This window comes from Serratia sp. BFP-2025 (assembly GCF_050880365.1).
Lineage (GTDB): Bacteria > Pseudomonadota > Gammaproteobacteria > Enterobacterales > Enterobacteriaceae > Serratia > Serratia surfactantfaciens.
In genome coordinates this window covers 2,111,058-2,130,005 of record NZ_JBPAFV010000001.1, presented here as the reverse complement: position 1 = coordinate 2,130,005, position 18,948 = coordinate 2,111,058, and the positions used below count along the sequence as shown (strand labels likewise).

Genomic DNA, 18,948 nt, shown 5'->3' with positions numbered 1-18,948 from the left:
TTTTTATTCACGGAGAACGTTATGTCACAACCGGAAGAAAGCGGCCTTGAGCGCGATTACTGTGCCGGTCAGCTTTCTCTCCGTGAGATGGCAAAGATATACGGCATCAGTGAAGCAGCCATTAGAAAGCGGGCCAAAAAGCATGGGTGGGTACGCAGTGAGAAAACTGGTACGCAACCCGGTACGCAGGTACGCAAAAAAGGTACGCAAAAAGAGAAGGTGCGCACCAAGCCAAAAGCGACAGGAAAAACCTCAGAAAAAGGCGAGGTGGAACTGACGGTTGATCCTGATGAATACGGACTGACGTTGCAGCAGGCGTGGTTTGTTCATTGGTGCGTGGTGAGTAAAAGCAGAGTTGAAGCGTACCGCCTGGCTGGCTACGAGGGGACAGGGAACACCGCCTATGTGGGCGCCAGCCGTCTGTACAGAAGGGATAACGTTCGGCGCGCTATTCGCGACCTGCAGGAAAGAACGGCAAAGCGCTACCAGGCAGACCTCGACGATTTGATAAATCAGCTGGTGGCAATAACCAAAGCTGACCCGAACGACCTGATGCAGTACCGGCGAGTGAATTGTCGTTACTGCTGGGGTGAGGGACACAAATACCAGTGGCGAGATCTGGGCGAGCAACTTAAGGCCGAAAAAAAAGCCGAGGCCGACAACAGACCTCCGCCGGATTTGTCGGGCGGCATTGGGTTTATCGAAAACATGGATCCCAACCCGGACTGTCCGCATTGCAACGGCGAGGGTGAAGGTTATGTCCACATCCACGACACCCGGGACCATGTAGGCGAAGCGCGATTTTATTTCACTGGTGTGAAGGAAACGAAATTCGGCATCGAGATCCAAACGGAGGATAAGAAAGCCGCTCGGGCCATGTTGATCCAACTCATCACGAAACTGGATCTGAATAATCCGGCGAGTGATGTACCGAGAGGCCTCGACGATTTCTATGCAGATATTGGACAAAGCAAGCCTGAATCCAGCGCTCCGGCAGTTCTGGACGACAAAGGCGAGGAATAAGGTTTTATACGGTGGACGAACCTCATCGAAGTCATGGGACGCCGCCGGCTTTGCGACGTTCCTGAGCGACAAATACCGCCTGCGTTTTTTATGCACGCGCCAGATCCAAAACAAAATTGAGGAATCGGTGTACGCGTTGCTGAAAATTCAGATCGAGCGGTTTGGCCTGCGTCATCGCTTCCGCATTCTGGACAACAAAATCATCAACCGGTTTACCGGCAGTGAATTCATGTTTTACGGGTTGTGGCGGCACGTTGACGAGATCAAGTCGCTGGAAAGCATCGATGTGCTTTGGAACGAAGAGGCGCACGCGATGACCGAGGCTCAATGGGAAATTCTGGAGCCAACGATCCGTAAGGAAGGCTCGGAATGCTGGTTTTTATTCAACCCGCGTTTGACGACAGATTTTGTCTGGCGAAATTTCGTTGTTACACCGCCGCCTGACACGCTGGTCAGAAAAATAAATTTCGACGAAAACCCGTTCCTCAGCCGCACCATCATGAACGTGATCGAGGCGGCCAAGGCCCGCGATGAGGAAATGTTCGAGCACGTTTATCTCGGCGTGCCTCGCACGGACGACGATGAAGCCATTATCAAGCTCTCGTGGATAGAAGCCGCTGTCGACGCTCACAAGGCGCTCAACATCGAACCGGCCGGCCGCCGGCGCGTAGGCTTTGACGTTGCCGACAGCGGCGCTGATAAGTGCGCCAACGTGTATGCGCATGGTTCGGTGGCGCTTTGGGCTGATGAATGGAAAGCACTTGAAGACGAGCTGATGAAAAGCTGTAAACGCACGTACAACGTTGCGTTGAAGCATGATGCGGCGATCGTTTACGACAGCATCGGCGTTGGTGCATCGAGTGGCTCTAAGTTTGCCGAAATAAACGAGGAACGTGAAAACGCCAGTGATTGGGGCGCGGAAGCGATCGAGTATTTCAAATTTAACGCCGGCGGCGCGGTCTTCGAGCCAGAGCGTGAATATCAGCCAGGCATCACCAATAAAGATTTTTTCGCGAATATAAAAGCGCAGGCCTGGTGGCTTGTCGCTGACCGCTTCCGTAATACGTACAACGTGATCAACGGAAAGGAAAAACGCGAGAGCTTTACTGACGACCAACTGATCAGCATCGATTCCGATTGTCCGCTGCTGGACAAACTCAAATTTGAGTTATCCACGCCGAAACGTGATTTCGATAAAAACGGGCGCGTAAAAGTGGAAACGAAAGACGATCTGAAAAAGCGCGACATTCCATCCCCGAACGTCGCCGACGCTTTCATTATGGCCTTTGCGCCGATCGAGATGCCGCTCGTGATTTCCGATGACTTCCTGGAGAATATTTGATGTGGCCCTTTAAGCGAAAAAAAACGAGTGGTGAGGCGCCGCCAGTGCAGGAGGCGCCAAAATCGCCAGGGATTGCGATCAGCGACGAGATGCTCGCCGAGGTCGGACACAAAAAGCGGCGTGAGTTCGAGAAGTACGAACCGCCGGCCGGTGTTATCCCTGACGGTATCCGCAGTGCGATTCTTGCGATGGATGCAACGCCATACGATTCACTGAACGGCAGCTACCCCGATTACGTTTTCGGCGGATTCCCTGGCTATCCCTATTTGGCACAACTCGCCCAGCTGCCGGAATATCGCCGGATGGTGAGCGTGATCGCCGAGGAAATGACCCGCAAATGGATCAAGGTTAAAGCGGCCAGTGACGGGGATGAAAGCAAGGCTGACCGCATCGCGCTACTCGTTAAGGCGATGGAGCGCTACAAGGTGCAGGATATTTTCCGCCTGGCTATTGAGCACGACGGATTTTTCGGCCGCGGCCAGATATACATCGATGTGCGTTCCCCGCGCGGTTTGTCCGCGTGGACAGATCCGGAGGAGCTGCAATCACGGCTGTTCCTGTCCAACAAAAAAATCACGCCCGGCTCGCTGGTGGGCTTTCGCGTGATTGAGCCGGTATGGACTTACCCAGGCATCTACAACGCCGATAACCCGCTGAGCGATGATTTCTACAAGCCGGCGGAGTGGTTCGTGATGGGTAAGACCGTGCACGCCAGCCGCATGTTGGATCTGATTTCCCGGCCGGTGCCCGACATGTTGAAGCCGGCCTATAACTTCGGTGGCTTGTCACTGACGCAAATCGCCGAGCCCTACGTCAATAACTGGCTGCGTACCCGCGATAGCGTGGGTGATGTGCTTCATTCCTTCTCCCTGAGCGGCATCAGCACGAACATGACGAATGCGTTAAGCGGAAAGAACGATCCCAACTATGCCAAGCGCGCGGAGCTGTATAACCGCACGCGGGACACGCGCGGCTTGTTGATACTGGACAAGGCGCAGGAAGAGTTCTTCCAGTTCAACACGCCACTGAGCGGACTGGATACGCTACAGGCGCAGGCACAAGAGCACATGTTCTTTGTCAGCGCGATCCCGTCGGTGAAATTCGCAGGCCTGAGCCCCACGGGGTTGAATGCCTCGAGCGAGGGCGAGATCAAGGTGTTCTACGACACGATAGCGGCCGGCGCGTCCAGATTGCTCAAGCACCCGATAAAGCGCGTGATGGACATTATCCAACTGTCGGAGTTTGGCGACATCGATCCGGATATCACCTTTGAATTCGAATCCCTGCACGAAATGACGCGTGAACAGCAGGCCGCAATCCGCAAAACAGAAGCGGAGACGGACCAGATTTACGAGAGTATCGGCGCGGTGACGAATAACGAGGTGCGCGAAAAACTGGCCTCTGATCCGAACAGCCCCTATAGCGGTCTGGATTTAAGCGGGGAGATTGAGATTGACGACGACGAAGACGACGAAAACTTCAACCTCGAGGAAAGCGCGTCGGAAAAAGACCCTCCGTCAGATACGACCCAACGCGGGGATTGAGGCCTGGTACCGGCGGCAGCTGGATAGGGCGGTGCAGGAGCTGCACAACAGCACGCTCTATTGGCTGCGCGCCGAATACCGGCAGACCGGGCTGGCGCAGGATGCCTCACCGGCGATCATGATGCGCGATGCCATGCGCAAATTGTCGCGGCGCTGGCGAAAAAAATTCGATGTGCTGGCCGGGAAACTGGCTGAGCGTTTCGCTTCTGATGTGATGAAGAATAGCGATGCGTCGCTTTCCACTGCATTGCAGCAGGCCGGTTTCACGGTGCCCTTCAAAATGACGGCGGAAATGAACAACGCGCTGCAGGCGACCATCACCGAGAACGTCAACCTGATCCGCTCCATTCCGCAGCAGTACCTCACGCAGGTCGAAACGCTGGTAATGCAGTCGGTATCCCGTGGGCGTGATCTCGGCACCCTGACAAAAGAGCTGCAACAGCGCTATGGCGTCACCCGGCGCCGGGCGGCTTTTATCGCGCTGGATCAGAACAACAAGGCAACGTCTGCCATGCAGTCGGCGCGCCAGCGTGCGCTTGGCATCCGCCGCGGGCGCTGGCGCCATTCCCACGCAGGGAAAGAGCCGCGCCCCTCCCATGTGAAAGCCGACGGCAAAGAGTTCGATCTGGACAAAGGCATGTTTATCGATGGCGAATGGATCATGCCAGGCGAAAAAATACGTTGCAGGTGTGGATGGGAGGCGATTTTACCGGGACTGGAGTAATGAATGACGACTGAACGACTGGCATTTGACCGGGGTTCGGTGCGGCAAATTGATAAGGTCGGACGGCTGCAGGTAGAGCGCAGCAACATCAGCAAGGCCAACGTGTGCGGCTATTACGGGCGAGAAATCCCGAATTCCGAGGCGCTGGGACTTGAGCCCGACCGGCTGTACATGCTGTACCGCGACCCCGAGGAGCTGCGCAAGGCAGCGAAAACATTCAATAACATCCCCATCCTTTGCCGACACAAGCCTGATTACCCAGGCGCGCCCGCGCGTGAGCTTCGGGTGGGGACAACGCATGCCAACAGTGATTTTGATGGCACCTACCTAACAAACGGATTGTCGATTTGGGACAACTCCGCCATCGCCGGTATCGAGACCGACGAGCAACGAGAACTGTCATCGTCGTATGCGTACGTCACTGACATGACCCCAGGCGTTACCCCGGATGGCGTCAAATTTGACGGCGTGATGCGGGATATCGTCGGTAACCACGTGGCGCTGGTCGGTGACGGCCGGGCCGGATCCGATGTGCTGGTATTTGATTGCCTCCCGAAGGAGTTACAAAACATGAAATTAAATCGTAAGGGTGTCGCCATGCGCGCAGCGCTGGGCGCCTATCTCAAACCTCGCCTGGCGCAAGACGCCTCGCCGAAAGACCTCACGCAATTGGTGGGCCAGCATAAACGCCCCAACGCGATCGCGAATGCGGTCAAATCCGCGTTTTCCGGCCGTCTGGCGCAGGATATGGAAATCGAGCCGGCCGAGCTTGCCGAACTGATGGAGGCCGCTGAAGAGGTGGTCGAGCCGGAAGATAATGGACCAGCGTTTGATACCGAAAACCCACTGGAAAGCATCCTGGCGCTGTTGTCCGACAAAGTGCCGGAGGAAGTGCTGGAAAAAATCAAAGCGGTACTGATGCCGGCTGCGGATGACACCCCGGACGATCCAGCAAAAGACCCGGTAAAACCGAATCCCGATACGGTCAGCAAACCGGCAATGGACGCGGCTATCAGGCTGGCGGCTGACAACGCCACCAAGGCGGCGGCGAAAAACTTCCAGGCGGTTCGCACCGCTGAAAGTGAGGTGCGTCCTCTGATTGGTGACGTGGTGGCGATGGACTCCGCCGAGGAGGTTTACCGCACTGCGCTCGAACAGGCCGGGATCGATATCACCGACGTACACCCAAGCGCTTACCGCAGCATGGTGAAGTATGCCGTAGAGCAAAAACAGGCCGTCAAAGCGCCGAAACTGGCCCATGACTCCGCGGCTGCATCGTCTTTCGCTGCCGACTTCCCTACCGCCGGCAAACTTAAACGAGGTTATTAACATGTCAGGATTTCAGACGAGCATTAACCAATACCCGGCTCCGGGTATTGAGGGGGCTTTTGCCAGTAACAACCCATACACCAGCTATGTGGCCGGTGAGGGGGCATTGGTCACCGGTGCCGACGGGTTAACCATTGGGCGATTTGCCTGGGTGGTGAAGGGCGTGGCATCGAACAAAGGCACTGGCGCGCCGTCGGGGTTTGTTCCTCGCGATGGCCAGGCGTCAATCGTTGAATGGCTGGGCGCGGCGTCTAACGTGATCCAGCCGGGGCGAGAGTGCACGCTGCACACCGGCGGTGATTACTGGGCGGTTACCACGACAGCGGCCACTGTCGGCCAAAAAGTGTTTGCGTCACTGACCACCGGCGAGATTGCTACCGGTGCCGCCGGCGCGACCATTGAAGGCTTTGCGGAAACGGCATTCTCGGTGGCCAGCGCCGCGGCGGCCAAAGAACGTATCAAAATCAGCACCTGGAGCAAGTGATGAATAAATTTAAGCAGCATTACGCTACCGCCAGCCGCGATTACGGCATCATCCTGCCGGGCGCGCAGGCTTACCTGCCGCCGGAGTACGCGAGCGATTTCGCGCTGGCGATGGATGCGCAGCCTAATCTGGTAACGGTCTCAAACTCCGGCGTGCCGGCCTATTTCACCAACTACGTTGATCCAGAATTAATTCGTGTGCTGGTGACACCGATGAAAGCGGCCCAAATCCTGGGCGAAACCAAAAAGGGCGACTGGACGACGCTGACCACTCAATTCCCGATCGTGGAATCAGCCGGTGACACCAGCTCTTACGGCGACTACAACAACAACGGCATGGTAACCGCGAACGCAAACTGGGTGCCGCGTCAGAGCTACCACTACCAGACGCATACCCGCTGGGGTGAACGCGAACTGGACATGTACGGCGCGGCGCGCATCGGCTGGGCGGCGGAGTTGAATGTCGCGTCTGCCCTGGTGCTAAACAAGTTCCAGAATAAATCCTACTTCTACGGCATCGAGGGCTTGCAGAACTACGGCCTGCTGAACGATCCATCGCTGTCGGCGCCGATTACCCCGATTGACGTCGGCGGTAAGTTGAAATGGGACGATAAGGACGCCGAGGCGATTTATAACGACATCGTCAAGCTGTACAAGCAGCTCGTCAGTCAGACCAAAGGGCATGTCGAGCGTACCGACGCGATGAAGCTGAATATGTCTCCGTTGTCGGAAGCCAACCTGACGAAGACCAACCAATACAAGGTCAACGTTGCAGACCTGCTGCAGAAAAACTTCCCGGGTATGACCATCGAAACGGCGGTGGAGTATTCCAGCGACGCGGGTGAAGTGGTTCAGCTGATTGCCGAGCGTCTCGGGGAGAACGACACCGGTTACTGTGCGTTCACTGAGAAAATGCGCGCGCACGCCGTGGTGACGGAGTCTTCAGCCTGGCACCAGAAAAAATCCGCCGGTACCTGGGGGGCGATCATTCGCCAACCGCTGGCTTACGCACAAATGTTGGGGGTTTAAAAGATGGCAGAGCAAGTAACAGTTGGCTGCAAATTGCCGAACGGTTTGGTGTTGGAAGTCGACGGCCATCAGCAGGCGGTCGCGGGTTACCGCGGCGAAGATGTGCGCATTATCGGCGGCTATGGCCTCACACCGGTCGATAAGGAACTGTGGGATGCCTGGTTGAAGATCCACAAAGATCAACCGTATGTAAAAAACGGTGTGATCTTCGCCCAGGAGAATGGCAACAGCGCCCGTGCGCAGGCCAAAGAGCAGGAAAAGTTGAAGTCAGGCCTTGACCCATTGCCGCAGAACAACCCGGCGCCGGGGATCAAGCGTGATGATGAAGCGATGAATAAGAAGGAGTAATGCATGGGCGCCGTGGTTTTCAACATCAAGGCATTTCGGGCGCTTTACCCGGCGTTTGCAACGGGATGCGGATCGGCGCCAAGTGATGACCTGCTCGAGGCGCTGTTCAATCAGGCCTCGACCCTCTACCTCGATAATACCGATGAAAGCAAAGTGCAGGATCTGAAAGAGCGCGAGCAGTTATTTTTCCTGCTTGTTGCTCATCTCTGTGCGTTGCGTGGATTTGGTTCAGGACAGTCGGGCGGTCAGGGAAGCGGCCTTGTTGGCCGCATTACCAGTGCCTCAGAGGGATCGGTTTCTGTATCGGTGGACAGCGCCGGCAGTAACGATCAGTCATGGTGGTATCTGCAGACTCCCTATGGCGCGGATTATTGGCAAGCGACCGCGCCCTACAGGACGATGGTTTATCACCCGGGCTCATCGCCATCGCGCTATCCAGATCACTACTATCGGCCGGTCAGGCGGGGGCGCTAAATGGGTGCCAGTGTTCGCGGCGGTGCCGCGTTTAAAGCGCGCCTGGCGCAAATTGCCGACGGGTTGTCTTCGGGCAAGAGCCTCAAGGTGGGTTTTTTGGCCGATGCGACCTATGAAGACGGGACCCCGGTTGCGCTGGTGGCCGCCGCGAACGAGTTCGGAAAAATGGTGATGACCAAGGCCGGGGAGTCCTATTTTCAGCTGCCGCGGCCTTTTTTTCGCAACATGATTTCAGCCAACAGTGCGCAGTGGCCCGGTGAGTTTTCGCAGCTTATCCGTTCATCAAATTATGACGCGCGGTTAGCGCTTGGATTGATGGGGGAGCGGATAAAAAGCCAGCTGCAGGATTCAATCCGGGAGCTCAACTCTCCGCCGTTGGCGGAATCGACCATTAAGCGCAAAGGGTTCGATAAGCCGCTGGTCGACACTGTCCACATGCAGAACAGCGTCGACTATGCCGTTGATGGAGGTGATGAGTGAATTTGCACGGTATTGTTTCGCGCGCCGTCGGCGCAGTTAATCCCTTCGTTGAGGCGCAGATCTATCGATCGCTCGGTGCCGAAAAACGTGAGGATTATTCCCGGGCGCCGGCCTATGACGCGCCTATTCCGATGATGGTACAAAAACAGGCTGTTACCCAGGGCGATATCCGCCACCTGGACAACCTGAATATTCAGGGGGTGTTCACGTCCATCTATACGAACGGGAACTGGTGCGGTGTGAGCCGACCGAAGCAGGTCGGCGGTGACAAATTCGTCATCGCGGGCGAAACGTGGCTTGTGGTGGCGGTGCCGGAGAACTGGCCGGATTGGACGAGGGTTGTTGCATGTCTGCAAACGTAACGCTCTCGATCACTGAAAGCGATCTCTATAAAGCCCTTGGCGATTTTCTCCAGGGGCTTTTTGTTGATGCGCAGATCGAGCGCACCCAGCAAAACGGGGTGCCGATGCCACAGGGCGAATTCATCGCGATGACTTCGCTGAATTCTGCCGGTTTATCTACGGCGGTGGTGAAGTACACGCCGCCACCGGCGGCCGGAATGGGTACGCAACACATCACGCGCACCACGCGCTGGGAATGTCAGCTTGATTTCTTTGGCGACAGCGCGGAGCGAAATTCCCTGATGTTCGCCACGCTGATCCGCTCGGAGTTTGGCACCTCCGCTTTTCGCTGCTCCGGGGGCGTCTTAACGCCGCTCTACTGTAGCGATCCCCGTCAGACCACGATGATTAACGGCGAGTGGCAATACGAACCGCGCTGGACGCTGGAATTCATCGCGCAAATCAAACCGGTGGTCAGTGCGCCTCTGGCGTTCTTCGACAACGTGACCATCAAAACGACCACAACGGAGTCCATCGATGGCAATTCCAATCAGTAAAGACGTAAAAATCAAACCGGGCGTGCTATCCGCTGTGGGTAATGCGGTCGACCTCAACGGCCTGCTTTTAACCGACAGCCCTTACGTACCGATCGGCGACGTCCCTTCGTTTTCGTCACCCTCGAGCGTGGCCGATTATTTCGGTGGTGACTCTGACGAATACGTTATGGCATCCATGTATTTTCAGGGCTACAACAACGCGACAAAATCTCCGGGGGCGTTGCTGTTCGCCCGATTCAACCGCGCGCCGGCGGCCGCATGGTTGCGCAGCGGATCGTTTAAAGGGGTGACGGTCGAGGAGCTGAAAAAAATCTCCGGTACGCTCACGATCAGCATCAGCGGGAAGAATGCCAGTGCGGAAGTCAATTTCAGCGCGGTAACCAGTTTTGCGGAGGCGGCCGCCGCGTTGCAAACCTCATTGACGGCCGCCGTGGCGACGGTGGTATATGACACCACGCACAATGCCTTCATCATCACTGCTGCAGGCGCCAAGCCGGAAGCGACGACTATCGCGTATGCGACCGGCACCGCAGCGGCACCCATGAAGATGACCAGCGATCTCGGCGCCAAGATCTCCCAGGGGGCGCCGGTGGCAGTGGTTCCCGCGCTGTTCACGGCAATCATCGCCAAGTCGCAGCAGTGGGCCTCATTCTCGACCGTTTTCGAGTGCAAGGATGATGAACACCTGGCGTTGTCCGCATGGGCCAGCGCGCAGGAGGAGCGCTTTTTCTATGTGGCGTGGACCACCAACGAAAAAGCCCGAATTACGGGCAATCAGGACCACATCGCGTACAAGATCATCACCGTGAACAATTACGGGAGTGTCGTGCCGGTGTTCTGCACTGACGTGAAAAAACCTGCATCCGTATTGGGATATGCCGCTGCGCTGGACTTTACCCGCACTGAAGGGCGCGTGCCGTTCAAATTCCGCGAATACAACGGGCTGGCGGCCGATGTGACCAGCGGTGATGAGTACGACGTGCTGATCGCCAATGGCTATAACTTCTACGGCAAGTACGCCGCCAATAACATCGTCGAGGATTATTGGGCAGATGGCTCGATCACCGGCGATTTCAAATGGCTGGACAGCTTCGCCGGGCAAATTTGGCTGAACGCCAACCTGCAGGGCGCGGTGCTGGCGCTGTTCAAATCCAACAAGACGATCCCCTACAACAACGCTGGGCGCGCGCTGGTTGCAACCTCGATGACCGATGTGATCGAGCAGTTTAAAGCATGGGGCGGCATTCGTGCCGGGGTGACACTGTCCGCGGCGCAAAAACTGGAGATCAGCAACGCAGTAGGGGAAGACGTGTCGGCGACAATTTTCGCGACGGGGTACTACCTCTATGTCGGTGAAATGCTGCCGGCCCTTCGTCCTGCTCGCACCAGCCCGAACTGCGCGTTGTGGTACAGCGACGGCGGCAGCATCCAGAAATTGAATATTGCATCGACGGAGGTTCAATAATGTCCAACACCATCACTTCTGCCGACGCCATCATTACGCTGTCGGTAATGAACCTGTACCCGTCAGGCGTGCAGCTGCAGGGCTTCGCTGCGGATAATATCTACGGGACCGACGCACTGAGCCTGGCGGAAACGGTGCGCGGCGCCGACGGCAAGTTATCGGCCGGCTTCATTTACGGCAACATCAACCAGACGATCTACATTATGCCGGATTCGGAGAGCCGGGACGTGTTCGATACCTGGGCGACCACATCGCGCGCCAGCGTGGCGGTGTTCCGCTGCAATGCAACGGTTATCCTGCCGGCGCTCAAGCGCAAATATAAATGCGTGAACGGCGTGCTGAAGCAGTGGAAGGCGCTACCGGATGCCGGCCGCATTCTGCAGGCCAGCCAGGCGATCATCGAATGGGAATCCATCACTCCAGAGGCGTTTAACTGATGGCACGTAAAGAGACGTTTATCACTATCGACGCCGCCGGGCGCGATCAGGGCAAGGTTTTCTACATCAAGGAAATGTCGGCGTCACAGGCTGAATGGTGGGCTTTGCGGGCGCTCATGGCGATGGGGCGCGGCGGCGTCGAGATCCCCGATAATTTACGCAGCATGGGGATCGCGGCGATGGCTGTTGAGGGCTTAAAGGCGATTTCGAAGATCCCCCCGGATGAGGCCAAGCCGCTGCTTGATGAGTTGATGACCTGTGTTCAGGCCGTGCCGAATCCAGCGGATAAAACCGTGGTCCGCCCCTTGATTGAAGCCGATATCGATGAAGTGGCCACACGCCTTAACCTGCGCGCGGAGGTGTTCAAACTGCACGTGGATTTTTTCGCTACCGCCGGCCGCTAGATATCCCGCCTCGTTTTGCCAATCCTGACAGGCCGTTTGGGCTTGTTGATTACACCAACGTCCCGCACACCATCGCCACCGTGATTTCCGCCGGCAAAGCCTCCAAGGCTGAGCTGGATGCGGTGCTTGGTGTGCAGGACTTGTGGGATTTGTTGGAAATCATCCAGGTGGACGCCCATAACGCACGCGTAATGCAGGAGGGGAAATAGTGGCAATGGTACTTGACGAGCTCGTCCTCGCCCTGGGTATTGACGACAAAAACTTCAGCGCTGGCGAGCAGGCGGTAGTGGCGGGGCTTGACCGCCTGACAGCGGTCATGGAGAACGTTGCGCAGGCGTTCGACACCGGCGAGAAGAAAAGCAGCGAGGCGCTGGATAAAACCGGGAAAAAAGCCGACAAAACCGCCAAAGACATGGAAGCCAGCGGCAAAAAGGCGGCGTCGTTCTTTTCCAGTATTCGCGCCCAGGTGCTGGCGCTGGCCGGCGTCACGTTGTCGCTGGGCGGCCTCAAAAGCTTTGTTACCGGGTTCACCAGTAACCTGAACCAATTGGCGACGGCGGCCGATGCCTTTGGCATGTCGGCCAAATCGCTGGATGGCTGGACCAAGGCGGGCGAGGCGTTCGGTGTCAGTGCCAACGAGATCGTGGGCGCGTTCTCCCGCATCAACGATGCAAAGGCACGCTTAAAATCTGGCCTTGGGCTGGATCCTCAACTTCAAAGCCTGCTATTGGCCGTCAACCAGGCGGGCGCCAATATCGATCTGGGCCGGGATGGGACTGAAGATATTGTCCGCAAATTGGCAGCCGCATTTCCAAACCTGAATAAGGATCAGCAGCAGGCCTATGGCAGTGAGCTGGGGTATGGCTACGCCGCGCAGCAATGGTTCGGATCTGGCCATGCGTTGCGCGATGTTGACCGATTTACAGCGCGCTCAGGCGTTGACGATCAGTCAATCGCGGCGGCGCGGAAGTTTCGCCAGCAGTGGGCAGAGATCAGCCAGGCCTTTGAGAAAACGGGATACATCCTCTTTAACGCGCTGCTGCCTTACATCAAACAGTTCAACGCGTGGCTGAATGATCTGGCGAACTGGATGGCACAGCACCCGGATGAAATCAAAGCCGCGGTGCAGGGCGTGTTCGATGTTCTGTCGAACATTGTTGGTGTCGCCGGTGAAGCCGCCAATGCGGTAGGAGGCTGGCAGAACGCCATTCTGCTGCTGGTTAGCGCATCGGTGGGTGGCAAGCTGCTTTCCCTGTTTAAAGGTCTCAGCGGGGCGCTGATGGGGCCTGCTGGCCTTATTGCAGCTCTGGTGGCGCTTGAGGAGTTTGTTGTTAAACCCCTCGAGGAAAAATACCCTGCGCTGAAAAATAACCCCGTTGCGGATGCCCTGAACAATCTGCCATTCAGTGACAAGGTAGAGGGGTGGGGAAAATCCGCTCACGATTGGGTTAAGGATACATTCGGGATCAATCTTCCGCGTGGTGATGGTTACGGGCAAGGCCAGGCTCCGACGCAGTTTGCTCAATCTGTACGCCGGCCACAGCCAACAAAGGCCGGTGAGGAAATGCTGGCGTGGCTGCAGCCGAAACTCAGCAAGCTGGAGGAAACGTTCGGGCTCCCTGCCGGGCTGCTGCGCAGCATGGTGATCACGGAGTCAGGCGGCGATACTCAGGCTGTATCGAAAGCGGGCGCCAAAGGGCCGTTTCAGTTCATGCCAGGCACGGCGAAGGACTTCGGGCTGGTCGGCGATGACGTTTTTGATCCGGAGAAATCAGCCCATGCTGCAGCGCGCTACATGTCGCAGCTGCTGAAAATGTTCGATGGTGATCTGGGTAAGGCGCTGGCGGCGTATAACTGGGGCCAGGGTAATGTTGAGCGCAAAGGGCTCGGCGCGGCCCCGCAGGAAACGCGGGAATACGTGCCGAAGGTGTTGTCGAATTTGCCTCAGCCAGGCGCAGGCATGGCGGCGCAGGCGCGCCAGCCGCTCGGCGGTTCGCAATCCACGATCACCGAAACAACCCATATCGGCACTCTGCAGGTGAATTCGCCGGCAGACAGCACGAAAGGGATCATCGACGACGCAAGGCAAAAAATTAATCGCTCCAGCCTTGTGGGCGCGTATGCATCGGGAGTATCGACATGAGGTTTTCCCTGAATCAGGCCACTGTACTGAATGCTGTGCGGGGCGGTGGCCTGCTGTCTGTCGTTAACAGCGTGCTGGCACCGGGATACGGGATTTATTATGCCTCCGGCGCCAGTGTCGGCACGAAGCCCTTTTCGCCAACGTCATTTGTCGTTATCGAAGTGGGGGGCGAAGCGTCGATCACCACGGCGCCGATCGAGCGAGGTGGTTACACCACATTCAACAAGGTGCAGCGGCCGGCAGAATTACACATTACGTTTACCGTGGAGGGCTGGACAGGGTTTTCAGGCGGGCTTCCGAACCTGACTAATCTCACGCTGACATCCCGCTCGGACGTGCTGGCCACCCTGGAGACGATGCGAACAACGGCGGAGGTTTATGACATCGAAACCCCCGACAAAACCTATTCGTCTTATGACCTGACCAAATACGATTATCGGATCCGAAGCGACGGCGGCCCGACGTTGCTTACGGTAACGGCGGTTTTTCAGGACGTGCAGGACGTGGCCGAGGTGACCGTCAGCAGCGAGACATCGCAGGCCGACACTACCAATAATCAAATCACCCAGGGAGCGAGCGCCAAAACGGAGCTCGTTACCTCTTCAACGAGTGGTTCCACCCTTTCTGATGTGAAGAAAGCGATCTCCGGCGTGCAGCGCTCGGCGTCGGAATTGGTTGGGAACATTGCCGATAAGGTTTCGTCAGCGGTCGAGGATGTGACCAAACCTCTCGGAGAGGTCACCGTAAGCGCGACGCAAAAGTTGGATGCAGCGGTCAAGCAATTGGCGGGGAGTTTAACCTGATGCTGGAAATTGTACTCAAGCCCCTCAAGTCTCAACGGTTTACCGTCTCCCTGAATAATCAGGCCTGTGAAATTCGTCTGGCACAGCGTACCACGGGGCTATATATCGATCTGACCGTTAACGGCACTCCCTGCCTGCAGGGGGTGTTGTGCCTGAACGGCAACAAGATCGTGCGTTACGGCTATCTGCCATTCGCCGGCGAATTATTTTTCGCTGACCTGGCGGGAAACGCGGATCCTGAATGGTCCGGCCTGGGTGAGCGTTTCAAACTTTACTACCTTGCGCCGGAGGAAATGCCGTGAGCTATCAACAACGGGATATCAGGGTGGAGTTTACCCTGGCAGAGGGGCGAACGTTTGACGATCGGGGTAACGTGCTTACCGTCAAAAATGCGCGCTGTTATATAAGCCTGGCGGCGTATGGCGGGATTGCCGGCACGCAAATTACGCTTTATCTGTGGGGGCTCGTGGCCCAGCAGATGGCGGCGCTGAGCTACAAAGGGATTTGGATCGATGGAGCCAAGCCTAATCGGATCCGCGTATGGGCTGCTGACCGCCTGATTTTCGAAGGGTTTATCAGTGATGCATATGCGGATTACAACCAGGCGCCGGATGTGCCGCTGATTATTACGGCGAACATGATGTTTTATCTGCGGGCGAAAAAGGTGTCGCCATTCAGCGCGAAAGGCCCCGTCTCGATCGATGACATTTTGATGCCAATGGCATCATCAGTGGGGCTGAAATATGAGAATCAGGGCGTTAAACGCACGCTGCCCGATCCGTATTTCCAGGGAGATATCACGCAGCAGATGATCGAGGCGGCACGGGCTGTTGATGCCGAGATCGATATCAACGTGGAGAAGGTGACGATCTGGCCAAAGGGAGTATCCCGAAAAGAGCCGGCATTGCTCGTTTCTCCCGACCACGGATTAATCGGATATCCCATTTTTACCAATGTTGGGCTGAGCATTTCGTGTCTGTTCTGTCCTGATATTTTTATTGGTCGCAAATTGTCGTTGGTGACCTCGCTTCCGAACGCCAGCGGCCGCTATGCAGTGCTCGGTGCAATGCACACGTTAACCTCATGGATTGAGGGCGGCCAATGTTCAACATCCTGCGAATTGTTGCGGCAACCCGGGGGCTGATATGGAAAATTTTCATGTAAACGGCTCCGATCTGAATGGTGATATCAACGCGCAGGACTTCGTTATGCGCCAGTTTCTGGGGCGTCATGCGTTTATCACGTTGGGTAGGGTGATCAATGCCAACGGGGAGCACGTGGACATTCGCCCTATGGTGATGGCCGTCGCTGGCGACGGCTCACCTATCCCGCATGAGGTAATTTACAACGTGCCGGTGTGGCGTCTACAGGGTGGTCAAAGTGCGGTGATCATGCCACCGAAAGCCGGTGATATTGGGTTCATAGCGATTTGCGATCGGGATATCAGCGGGGTTAAAGCCACGCGCCAGCCCGCGATGCCGGGATCAAGGCGCACGCACAGCCTGTCAGATGCGATCTATCTGGGTGGTGTGCTGAATGGCGCTCCGGTGCAATTTGTCGAGTTTGCCGATCAGCAGATCAATGTAACTTCACCCTGGAAAATCACGCTGAATGCGCCGGATGTTGAAACCAATGCATCGAAGCGCTTTGCCGTTAACTCGCCGGAAATCGCACTGAACGGCGCGACCGAGGTGAGCCAGAAGTTTACAGCCAAAGGCAAAGCGGAACTGTCCGCCGGCGCCACGATTAGTGGCATCGAGTTTGGTGACCACGTGCATGGTGGCGTGCAATCAGGCAGCGCGCAGACGAATAAACCGCAATAGGGGGCATGATGCAAACTCGCTCACTTCTTCTCGATACGAATACCTGGGATCTGATGCTGAACGACAAAGGCAACCTGGCGGTCACGGACAATCCTTATGCGGTGGCGCAGGATGTGGCGTGCGCCTGCAGCACTTTTCTTGGCGAGTGTTGGTATGACAACACGCTCGGAATTCCTTATTACCCGCGGATCCTCGGCCATTGGCCCGGCACGCAGCTAATTAACACCAAAATGCAGCAGGAGGCGATGAAACTGCCGACGGTCTCCAGCGCGCTGTGTACGGCAGTCTCTGATGGCGATCGCCGTATTGGTGGCGTAATGACGATCACTGATACCAATTTCAACGATTACACGGTGCTGTTATGACGGATGAAAACACCAATTACACAACTGCGGTACCGGCGGTTACGTTTTCAAAAACGGGGCTGCTGGTGCCGGATGAGGTGGACATACTAAACGGCCGGTTAACCGATTTCTCCACCGCGCTGGGGAGCTCGATGGGGACCAGCCTTACGAGCCCACAGGGACAGCTGGCGATGAGCGATTCGGCCATCATCGCCGATAAGAACGATCAGTTGCTGGCGATCGCGAACCAGGTGAACGCGGACTACAGCAGCGGCAGGTTTCAGGATGCGATTGGCCGGGTTTATTTCCTCGACCGCATCGGTGCCACCGGCACGACAGTAACCGGGACGTGCTCAGGGCTGGTGGATACGCTGATCCCTGCTGGAAGCCTGGCACAGGATGAAGCAGGGTATCTCTACGCCAGCCTGTCCGACGCCACGATCGGCGCCGCCGGTAGCGTTGATGTGGTTTTCCAGAACCTCACGACAGGCCCGATCGGTTGCCCCATTGGTGCGCTCAGCAAGGTCTACAAAGCGATCCCTGGCTGGTCTGGTGTGACGAACCGCGCCGCCGGGGTGCCGGGCAACAATGAGGAGAGCAGAGCCGACTTTGAGCACCGCCGACGCAATTCCGTTGCCAACAATGCCCGGAATACATTGAACGCGATCCGCGGCGAGATCCTCGCAAAAGTTCCCAACGTAGTGGATGTATACGTTACGCATAACCCGACCCAGGTAGACAGACAAGTCGGCTCATCCAAATATACATTGAAGAAAAATTCGTTCTACGTTGGCGTGTATGGTGGAAAGGCAGAGGATATCGCGGATGCTATCTGGCGCAAGGCGCCGCCCGGTGTCGACATGAATGGTGATTCTTCATACACGATTGCAGATACCGACGGCTATGAGCCGCCATATCCGGAGTATGTGATCACCTGGCAGGGGTTGAAGCCGGTGAGCGTGTCAGTGAGGGTTATCCTGAGAAAAAGCGAATATTTACCATCGGACATTACCGATCAGGTAAATAGTAAAGTGATTGCGGCATTCAATGGCGCTGATGGGGGCAATCGCGCGCGTGCAGCGGCTGCGCTGGCCGCCGGGCGATTCTATGCGGGCATTTACAGCATTGACCCTTCAAACATCGATATTCTCAGCCTGGCGCTGAGCAGGGATGGTAACGCCTTTTCCTCATCCCTCCAGTTTGGAATCGACGAAATTCCGACGCTGGATCCGAACAATATCAGCGTAGAGCTGCAGGAGGTCTAAATTGCAGAATGTGGCCGCCACTGTGCTCGCACAGTACGCCGCCAGCCCCCGCCTTAACGCCCTGATCGGCAGCTTCAACGAAGCCGTTTCCCCCGACAAGTTCGTCGATGATTTTTACGATCTGATCTGGAACATCGAAACCGCAGAGACCTATGGCCTCGATGTGTGGGGAAAAATTGTGGACGTAAGCCGGCGGCTAACGGTCGACGATGACTTTAATTACTTGGGGTTCAGTGAGGCGCGGCTGGATACGCCAACGCGGACAGATCCCCGCCCATTTGACCAGGCGCCGTTCTATAGCGGTGAGAGCACAACGCAGACCATTGAACTTGCGGACCCGATGTATCGCCGTCTGATCATGATGAAAGCCATGAGCAATATCACCGATTGCTCAATACCGAATATCAATCGGATGTTGCGTTACATGTTCGGTGATCGGGGGCGCGCCTATATCCAGAACGATGGCGGAATGAAGATGAGCTATGTGTTCGAGTTTGAACTGTCGACCGCAGAGCTTGCTATCGTCCAGTCCTCCGGCGCGCTGCCGGCGCCGCCAGGTATTAACGTTTCAATAATTCAGAAGGCATAAA

The 18,948-nt window shown here is 56.5% G+C and carries 23 protein-coding genes; all 23 read left to right on the top strand.

The window, feature by feature from the left end; genetic code table 11:
* Positions 1–21: 21 nt before the first annotated feature.
* The 23 genes from ACRAWE_RS10080 (at position 22) to ACRAWE_RS09970 (ending at position 18,947) form a co-directional block, all read left to right on the top strand.
* Positions 22–1,023 carry a terminase small subunit gene (locus ACRAWE_RS10080; RefSeq protein ID WP_103682094.1) on the top strand — a complete coding sequence of 334 codons (1,002 nt, stop codon included), beginning with the start codon at positions 22–24 and terminating at the stop codon, positions 1,021–1,023.
* Complete coding sequence (locus tag ACRAWE_RS10075; RefSeq protein ID WP_089191841.1) at positions 953–2,365, top strand: PBSX family phage terminase large subunit; 1,413 nt, start codon at positions 953–955, stop codon at positions 2,363–2,365. The genes ACRAWE_RS10080 and ACRAWE_RS10075 overlap by 71 nt, the downstream gene beginning before the upstream one ends.
* Positions 2,365–3,909 (top strand): DUF1073 domain-containing protein, encoded by a 1,545-nt coding sequence (locus ACRAWE_RS10070; RefSeq protein WP_193158972.1) that lies wholly within the window; start codon positions 2,365–2,367, stop codon positions 3,907–3,909. Before ACRAWE_RS10075 ends, ACRAWE_RS10070 begins: the two co-directional genes overlap by 1 nt.
* A 40-nt stretch (positions 3,910–3,949) precedes the next feature.
* Complete coding sequence (locus ACRAWE_RS10065) at positions 3,950–4,633, top strand: phage head morphogenesis protein (RefSeq protein WP_103682119.1); 684 nt, start codon at positions 3,950–3,952, stop codon at positions 4,631–4,633.
* A 3-nt stretch (positions 4,634–4,636) separates the two neighbouring features.
* The gene (locus tag ACRAWE_RS10060) at positions 4,637–5,962 is read left to right on the top strand and encodes a DUF2213 domain-containing protein (RefSeq protein WP_103682096.1); all 1,326 of its coding nucleotides are present in this window, start codon (positions 4,637–4,639) and stop codon (positions 5,960–5,962) included.
* 1 nt (position 5,963) lies between these two features.
* Complete coding sequence (locus ACRAWE_RS10055; RefSeq protein ID WP_038875760.1) at positions 5,964–6,446, top strand: structural cement protein Gp24; 483 nt, start codon at positions 5,964–5,966, stop codon at positions 6,444–6,446.
* Positions 6,446–7,474 (top strand): major capsid family protein, encoded by a 1,029-nt coding sequence (locus ACRAWE_RS10050; protein ID WP_103682097.1) that lies wholly within the window; start codon positions 6,446–6,448, stop codon positions 7,472–7,474. The genes ACRAWE_RS10055 and ACRAWE_RS10050 overlap by 1 nt, the downstream gene beginning before the upstream one ends.
* A 3-nt stretch (positions 7,475–7,477) precedes the next feature.
* Positions 7,478–7,822 carry a hypothetical protein gene (locus ACRAWE_RS10045; protein WP_103682098.1) on the top strand — a complete coding sequence of 115 codons (345 nt, stop codon included), beginning with the start codon at positions 7,478–7,480 and terminating at the stop codon, positions 7,820–7,822.
* 3 nt (positions 7,823–7,825) lie between these two features.
* On the top strand, positions 7,826–8,296 hold the full coding sequence (locus ACRAWE_RS10040) for a DUF4054 domain-containing protein (protein WP_038875751.1): 471 nt from the start codon (positions 7,826–7,828) through the stop codon (positions 8,294–8,296).
* A complete protein-coding gene (locus tag ACRAWE_RS10035) occupies positions 8,297–8,776 on the top strand; it encodes a hypothetical protein (RefSeq protein ID WP_103682099.1) in 480 nt (159 codons plus the stop codon). It begins immediately after the preceding gene.
* Positions 8,773–9,138 (top strand): hypothetical protein, encoded by a 366-nt coding sequence (locus ACRAWE_RS10030; protein ID WP_049194153.1) that lies wholly within the window; start codon positions 8,773–8,775, stop codon positions 9,136–9,138. The genes ACRAWE_RS10035 and ACRAWE_RS10030 overlap by 4 nt, the downstream gene beginning before the upstream one ends.
* Positions 9,123–9,674, top strand: coding sequence for a phage neck terminator protein (locus ACRAWE_RS10025; RefSeq protein ID WP_047730616.1), 552 nt, complete (start codon positions 9,123–9,125; stop codon positions 9,672–9,674). Before ACRAWE_RS10030 ends, ACRAWE_RS10025 begins: the two co-directional genes overlap by 16 nt.
* On the top strand, positions 9,655–11,139 hold the full coding sequence (locus ACRAWE_RS10020) for a DUF3383 domain-containing protein (RefSeq protein ID WP_103682100.1): 1,485 nt from the start codon (positions 9,655–9,657) through the stop codon (positions 11,137–11,139). The genes ACRAWE_RS10025 and ACRAWE_RS10020 overlap by 20 nt, the downstream gene beginning before the upstream one ends.
* Positions 11,139–11,576 carry a phage tail fiber protein gene (locus tag ACRAWE_RS10015; protein WP_038875737.1) on the top strand — a complete coding sequence of 146 codons (438 nt, stop codon included), beginning with the start codon at positions 11,139–11,141 and terminating at the stop codon, positions 11,574–11,576. Before ACRAWE_RS10020 ends, ACRAWE_RS10015 begins: the two co-directional genes overlap by 1 nt.
* Positions 11,576–11,980, top strand: a complete 405-nt coding sequence (locus ACRAWE_RS10010; RefSeq protein ID WP_049194151.1) for a hypothetical protein — start codon at positions 11,576–11,578, stop codon at positions 11,978–11,980. The genes ACRAWE_RS10015 and ACRAWE_RS10010 overlap by 1 nt, the downstream gene beginning before the upstream one ends.
* A 208-nt stretch (positions 11,981–12,188) precedes the next feature.
* Positions 12,189–14,123, top strand: coding sequence for a transglycosylase SLT domain-containing protein (locus ACRAWE_RS10005; RefSeq protein WP_236553304.1), 1,935 nt, complete (start codon positions 12,189–12,191; stop codon positions 14,121–14,123).
* The gene (locus ACRAWE_RS10000; protein ID WP_103682102.1) at positions 14,120–14,926 is read left to right on the top strand and encodes a phage baseplate protein; all 807 of its coding nucleotides are present in this window, start codon (positions 14,120–14,122) and stop codon (positions 14,924–14,926) included. The genes ACRAWE_RS10005 and ACRAWE_RS10000 overlap by 4 nt, the downstream gene beginning before the upstream one ends.
* Positions 14,926–15,228, top strand: coding sequence for a phage baseplate plug family protein (locus ACRAWE_RS09995; RefSeq protein WP_047730622.1), 303 nt, complete (start codon positions 14,926–14,928; stop codon positions 15,226–15,228). Before ACRAWE_RS10000 ends, ACRAWE_RS09995 begins: the two co-directional genes overlap by 1 nt.
* A complete protein-coding gene (locus ACRAWE_RS09990) occupies positions 15,225–16,070 on the top strand; it encodes a baseplate hub protein (protein ID WP_060419438.1) in 846 nt (281 codons plus the stop codon). Before ACRAWE_RS09995 ends, ACRAWE_RS09990 begins: the two co-directional genes overlap by 4 nt.
* Before the next feature lies 1 nt (position 16,071).
* Complete coding sequence (locus ACRAWE_RS09985; RefSeq protein ID WP_103682103.1) at positions 16,072–16,749, top strand: Gp138 family membrane-puncturing spike protein; 678 nt, start codon at positions 16,072–16,074, stop codon at positions 16,747–16,749.
* A gap of 5 nt (positions 16,750–16,754) precedes the next feature.
* A complete protein-coding gene (locus tag ACRAWE_RS09980; RefSeq protein ID WP_432525307.1) occupies positions 16,755–17,114 on the top strand; it encodes a hypothetical protein in 360 nt (119 codons plus the stop codon).
* Positions 17,111–18,358 (top strand): baseplate J/gp47 family protein, encoded by a 1,248-nt coding sequence (locus ACRAWE_RS09975; protein WP_103682104.1) that lies wholly within the window; start codon positions 17,111–17,113, stop codon positions 18,356–18,358. Before ACRAWE_RS09980 ends, ACRAWE_RS09975 begins: the two co-directional genes overlap by 4 nt.
* A 1-nt stretch (position 18,359) precedes the next feature.
* Complete coding sequence (locus ACRAWE_RS09970) at positions 18,360–18,947, top strand: DUF2612 domain-containing protein (RefSeq protein WP_103682105.1); 588 nt, start codon at positions 18,360–18,362, stop codon at positions 18,945–18,947.
* Position 18,948: the final 1 nt, after the last annotated feature.